The organism is Streptomyces alkaliterrae, assembly GCF_007097205.2.
Taxonomy (GTDB): Bacteria; Actinomycetota; Actinomycetes; order Streptomycetales; family Streptomycetaceae; genus Streptomyces; species Streptomyces alkaliterrae.
The window spans coordinates 1-5,753 of sequence record NZ_VJYK02000335.1; the positions used below are offsets into that span (position 1 = coordinate 1).

At 71.6% G+C, this 5,753-nt stretch carries 4 protein-coding genes; 1 reads left to right on the top strand and 3 read right to left on the bottom strand.

Features of this window, described 5'->3' with window-relative positions:
* Positions 1-447: 447 nt before the first annotated feature.
* Positions 448-954, bottom strand: coding sequence for a MarR family winged helix-turn-helix transcriptional regulator (locus FNX44_RS22985; protein WP_143650702.1), 507 nt, complete (start codon positions 952-954; stop codon positions 448-450).
* Positions 955-1,167: 213 nt separating this feature from the next.
* Here FNX44_RS22985 and FNX44_RS22990 point away from each other — a divergent pair, with 213 nt between their 5' ends.
* Complete coding sequence (locus FNX44_RS22990) at positions 1,168-2,556, top strand: MFS transporter (protein WP_143650705.1); 1,389 nt, start codon at positions 1,168-1,170, stop codon at positions 2,554-2,556.
* Positions 2,557-2,611: 55 nt separating this feature from the next.
* Here the strand turns inward: FNX44_RS22990 and FNX44_RS22995 are convergent, their stop codons facing one another.
* On the bottom strand, positions 2,612-4,480 hold the full coding sequence (locus FNX44_RS22995) for an ATP-binding SpoIIE family protein phosphatase (protein ID WP_143650703.1): 1,869 nt from the start codon (positions 4,478-4,480) through the stop codon (positions 2,612-2,614).
* Positions 4,481-4,659: 179 nt separating this feature from the next.
* Positions 4,660-5,753, bottom strand: a 1,094-nt coding sequence (locus FNX44_RS23000) for an NAD(P)/FAD-dependent oxidoreductase (protein WP_143650704.1), incomplete at its 5' end; no start/stop codon positions are given.

The window sequence follows — 5,753 nt, forward strand, 5'->3', positions numbered from 1 at the left end:
AAGTGGAAGGACGGGGTATCAACATATCTGGCGTTGACTTTTGGCACACTGTTGAGTTCTCAAGGAACGGACGCTTCCTTCGGATTCCCTTCCGGGCTTCCTCCGGGCGCTTCCCTTCGGTGTTTCCGACTCTATCAGACTCTTTTCCGTTCCGTTTCCGGCCCGGATTCGAAATCCGATTCCCCTGTCGGCGGGGCCGCCTTCCGGCGTGATCACTACTTTAGAGGATTTCCCGCCCGACTCAAAATCGAGCCGCTGAAAGCCAATTCGGGCACGCCGAACAAGCCCCCGCGAAGGGAAGATCGTACAGAGTAGTGGGCGCCACCGGACGTGGCAGAAGCGCCGCCAGCGGAACCTACCGGCTCGCTGGCAACCCGGAGAACACTACGGATGAGCACCGGCCGTGTCAAGCCTGCCCCTCCGAGGCGGAAGTCGTGCGGGGAGCCGTCAGTCGAGGTGGGCGGAGACCCTGTCGAGCAGGCGGATCAGGAGGTCGCCGAGCTGGGCGCGCTCCTCGTTGCTGAGGTCCTGGAGCAGGTACTCCTCGAAGGCGGAGGCCTGACGCATCACCTGGAGCCACTTCTCCCGGCCGTCGTCGGTGAGGCCGATGATCACCCGGACGCGGTTCTCCTCGTCCCTCTCCCGAGTGACAAGCCCGGCGGCGAGCATCCGGTCGATGCGGTGGGTCATGGCGGCGGGGGTGAGGCCAAGCCGCTTGGCGATGGTGCCGGGCCACAGTTGGTACGGGCTGCCCACCATCACCAGTTCCTTCAGGACCTCCCACTCGGCACCGCTCAGCCCCAGGGTAGCGAGCTGCCGGCCGTAGGCGACGCTCATCCGCCGGTCGAGCCGGCTGAGCGCGTTGACGACGCGTTCGACCTGGGGGTCGAGGTCGCGGTACTCGCGCTGGTAGATGGCGATCTGCTCGTCGAGGGACGGCTGGCGGTCAGACATGCGGGGAGTATCGCACGGCACTGATTAGCGTCGAAGCCTTGCCTTGTGTACTCTTTAGCTTCGAAGTTTAGAGTTGAAGTCTTCAGCTCTCAGCCCTTCGCTCCACCCACAGCCCTGGCGGGCCCAGCGCCATCCGCCAGGGCTGTGCTCCGTGTGATGACGAGGCGGCCGAGGGTTGGGCCAGACCAGGGAAGGTGAGTGTTGAACACCGCGATGGGCGCACAGCTGCGCCGGATCCAGCTCGGGAACGCGTTGAGCGCGTTCGGTAGTGGCTTCACGGTCCCGTACCTCTTCGTCTATGTGGCGAACGTGCGGGAACTGGGGGCGGGCACGGCGGGCGCCGTGCTCGCCGCGTTCGCCGCCGCCGCGCTCTTTGTGCTGCCCTTTGTCGGTCGGGTCATCGACCGGCGCGGGCCGCTTCCCGTGGCGCTGGCCGGTACGGCGGCGGCCGCGGTGGGCGCGCTCGGCTTCGGGCTGTCCGGGACCACCTCGACCGTGATGGCCTCCGCCGCTCTGATGGGCGCCGGTATCGCCGTGCTCCAGCCGGGGCTGGCGACGATGATCGTCTGGTGCTCGTCCACGGCCACCCGGGCGCGGGCGTTCGCCACCCAGTTCTTCCTCAACAACCTGGGCATGGGCCTGGGCGGTCTACTGGGCGGACAGCTCGTCGACGAGCACCGGGCGTCCAGCTTCACGCTGCTGTTCTCCGTCGAGGCGGCGATGTTCCTGGTACTGGCGGGTGTGTTGCTGACCGTACGGCTGCCCCGTACCGTCGGCGCCGAGCAGGTCCTGATCGAGGCGGCCGGCGACGCGAAGGGGACCTCGTCCACCGGGCGGGGCTCCGGCGACGGCTGGCGCCGGCTGCTGGCCGACCGTCCGATGGTGCTGCTCTGCGTGCTCGGCTTTGTCCTCTTCTTCGCCTGCTACGGCCAGTTCGAATCGGGGCTCGCGGCCTACGGAGTGGAGGTGACGGGCATCTCGACCTCCACGCTCGGCCTGGCGCTGTTCGCCAACACGGCGATGATCGTGCTGACGCAGTTTGTCGTGCTGCGCCTCGTCGACGGCCGGCGGCGTAGCCGGGTGATCGCGCTGGTGGGCCTGATCTGGACCGTGGCGTGGCTGGCCGCCGGTATCTCGGGGCTGGTGCCGCACGCGCAGGCGGTGGCCACGGCGCTGCTCATCGCGACGTACGCGCTGTTCGGCGTCGGCGAGGCGATGCTTTCCCCCACGGTGGCGCCGCTGGTCGCCGACCTGGCGCCGGCGCGGATGGTCGGCCAGTACAACTCGGCGTTCGCGCTGGTCAAGCAGCTCGGGGTGTCGGTCGGACCGGCTGTGGGCGGACTGATGGCGGCCCAGGGCGCGTACGCCGCGTACATCGTGCTGCTGACCGGCTGCTCGCTCGGCGTCACGGGCCTCGCGCTGCTGCTCGGCCGTCGGCTGCGGCCGGAGCAGGACAATCCGCGGCTGCGGACCTCGCGGGTGGTCCGGCGTGGCGGCGATGGCGCGGCGGAGTGCGAGGAGCGGGCCGAGGACGAGGGGCGCCCCGGGCCGAGGGAGACCGCTGCCGTGGCGTCGACGACGGCCGTCGCTCCGCTTGGCTGAGACCCCGACCGGACGGTCGCCCGCCGCCGGGCGCTGACAACGGGCCGGAACGCCCTCAGCGCTCGGCGGCGGGCGAACCCGTCGGAAGGGCGAACTCGCACCAGACGGCCTTGCCGCCGCCCGGTGTCCGGCGGGTGCCCCACGAGGACGCGATCGTCGCGACGATCGCGATACCGCGGCCCGACTCGTCCGCGGGCTCGGCCCGCCGGCGGCGCGGCAGGTGATCATCGCCGTCGGTGACCTCCACGATGAGCCGCCGGTCGGTGCGCCGGAGCCGGAGCCGCATCGGCGGCGTGCCGTGTTGGAGTGAGTTGGCGACCAGCTCGCTGGCGGCCAGCACTCCCAGGTCGTGCAGCTCGCGGGGGAAACGCCAGGAGGTCAGCACTCCGGAGGCAAAGGCGCGGGCGCGCGGTGCCGCCTCCGTCCCGCCGAGCAGTTCGAGGGCGGCGTTGCGGAAGAGCTCGGCGTCGCCGCCGGTCCTGGCCGGGTGTTGGAAGACGAGGATGGCGAGGTCGTCGTCGTGGTCGGCGGTGATGCCCATGGCCCGCTGGAGCCGGTCGCAGATGATCTCGGGTTGGCCGGTGGCGCCGGCGAAGGCGCGCTCCAAGGCTGCGACGCCCTCGTCGATGTCGGCGTCCCGGCGCTCGACGAGACCGTCCGTGTAGAGGACGGCGGTGCCGCCTTCGCCGAACGGCACCGAGCCGGACGTGTGCAGCCAGCCGCCGGTGCCGAGCGGCGGCCCGGTCGGCTCCTCGGCCCGGTGGACCGTGCCGTCCGCCTCGCGGACCAGGATGGGCAGGTGCCCGGCGGAGGCGTAGCTGAGGCGCCCCTCGCTGGGGTCGTGGACGGCGTAGACGCAGGTGGCGATCTGGCTGGAGTCGATCTCCGCGGCGAGCCCGTCCAGCAGTTGCAACACCTCGTGCGGTGGCAGGTCGAGGCGGGCGTAGGCGCGCACGGCCGTGCGGAGTTGGCCCATGACGGCAGCGGCGCGCACGCCCCGGCCCATCACGTCCCCGATGACCAGCGCGGTACGGCCGGCGCCGAGCGTGATCACGTCGTACCAGTCCCCGCCGACGGCCGCGTCCTCGCCGCCCGGCTGGTAGGTGGCGGCGACGCGCAGGTCGTCCGGCTGCTCCAGCTCCTGCGGGAGGAGGCTGCGCTGCAGGGTGACGGCGGCGGCCCGCTGGCGTGCCTCGCTGGCCCGAAGCCGCTCGGCGGACTCGACCTGGTCCGTCACCTCGGCGGCGAAGACGAGCACGCCGCGCTCACCGTTGCGGGAGTCTCGGCCCCTGGCCGCTCGGCGTCGGCCGTCGGGAGGCTGGGCGCGGGGCCCGAGGTCGATCGGGGTGCAGGTGAAGGTGTAGTAGCCGACGCGGTCGCCGTGCTCGGTGCGGCGGGCCTTGACGGTGCGGGGCTTGGCGCTGCGCAGCACCTGGTCCATCAGCGGCAGCAGGCCGAGCTCGACCAGCTCGGGCAGGTCCTCCCTGGCCGGTCCGCCGCAGGAGCGCACGCCGAAGGCAGCGGCGTACGCGTCGTTGACGTACGCGACGCGGTGCTCCGGGCCGCGCACGACGACAAAGGGGGCCGGGACCTGGCCCAGCAGCTCGTGCAAGGACAGCGTGTCCAGGCTGCGGGGGACGCCGTCCCGGCCGCCGCCGGGTGCGTCGGGCGTGGTCTCGGCGCGGGCTGCGGGCACCTCCCGTCCGGCCTTCGGGGCGCGCCCGGCGTCCGGGTCCTGATCGGCCGAGTCGGCGCGCGCGACGTCGGGCGCCCCCGCCTCCTTGTCGGGCCGGCCTTCCTCGCGGGACCGGCCGTCGGCCGATGTCGCGGACGGCGCGGGCCCTGCGGACCGCCGCGCTGCCCGCAGGGCGGCGGTGCGTCGCTGCGTGCCGGGCAGACGGGCGCTCCAACGCGTGAAGTTCACTGCGGTTCAGATCCGATTCTGCTGAGTCTCTGCGGTTGCCGCCGGTGGCTTGCGCACATCGGCGACACGGCCTGGGTGGCGACCTTGACTACGGTCGGTGACCCCTTGGCGGTCACTCTTCGCTGTGATCGCCGCACCCATGGTCACATGTCCAGTGTGACGGACGGTGGTGACATCCGTCAGCGCTCCTCGCTGCGGGGCCCGCCGCCGGCCGCCATCTCGAACTCGGCACGCGGGTGTTCCAGCGAGCCGAGGGAGACGATCTCCCTCTTGAAGAAGCCGGCGAGCGTCCACTCTGCGAGCACCCGCGTCTTGCGGTTGACCGTCGGGACTCGGCTGAGGTGGTAGACGCGGTGCATCAGCCAGGCGGGGTATCCCTTGAGCTTGCGACCGTATACGCGGGCGACCCCTTTGTGCAGCCCCAACGACGCCACCGATCCGGCGTAGGAGTGCCGGTACTCGCGCAGTGGCCGACCGCGCAGCGCGGCGGCGACGTTGTCGCCGAGCAGTCGCGCCTGGCGGACGGCGTGTTGCGCGTTGGGCGCGCACTCGACGCCGGGCTTGTCCGCGGTGAGGTCGGGCACGGCGGCCGCGTCTCCGGCGGCCCACACGTGTGCGACGCCCTCGACCCGCAGTGTGGCGTCGCAGCGCAGCCGGCCGCGTTCGGTGAGCGGGAGGCCGGTGGCGGCGAGGAGGGGGCTCGGTTTCACTCCGGCCGTCCAGACCAGGGTGCGGCACGGGTGTCGGGAGCCGTCGCTGAGCACCGCGACGCGGTCCTCGCACGACTCCAATCGTGTCTGCAACCGGACATCGATCTTGCGGCCGCGGAGCTCCCGCACCGCGTACCTGCCCATCTCCTCCCCCACTTCCGGCAAGATCCGGTCAGTGGCCTCGACGAGGATCCACTTCTGCTCTTCGGGGCGGAGGTTGTGGTAGTAGCGGCAGGCGTAGCGGGCCATGTCCTCCAGTTCGGCCAACGCCTCGACGCCCGCGTAGCCGCCGCCGACAAAGACGAAGGTGAGGGCGGCGTCGCGGATCTCGGGGTTCCGGGTGGAGGAGGCGATGTCGAGCTGCTCCAGTACGTGGTTGCGGAGCCCGATCGCCTCCTCGACGGTCTTGAAGCCGATGCCGTGGTCCGCCAGGCCGGGGACGGGCAGGGTACGGGAGACCGACCCCGGAGCCAGGACGAGTTCGTCGTAGCCGATCTCCAGATCGCCGGGCTCGGGCCCGTCGGCGGCGGAGGCGGGCGCGTCGGGCGCGGGTCCTCCGGTGG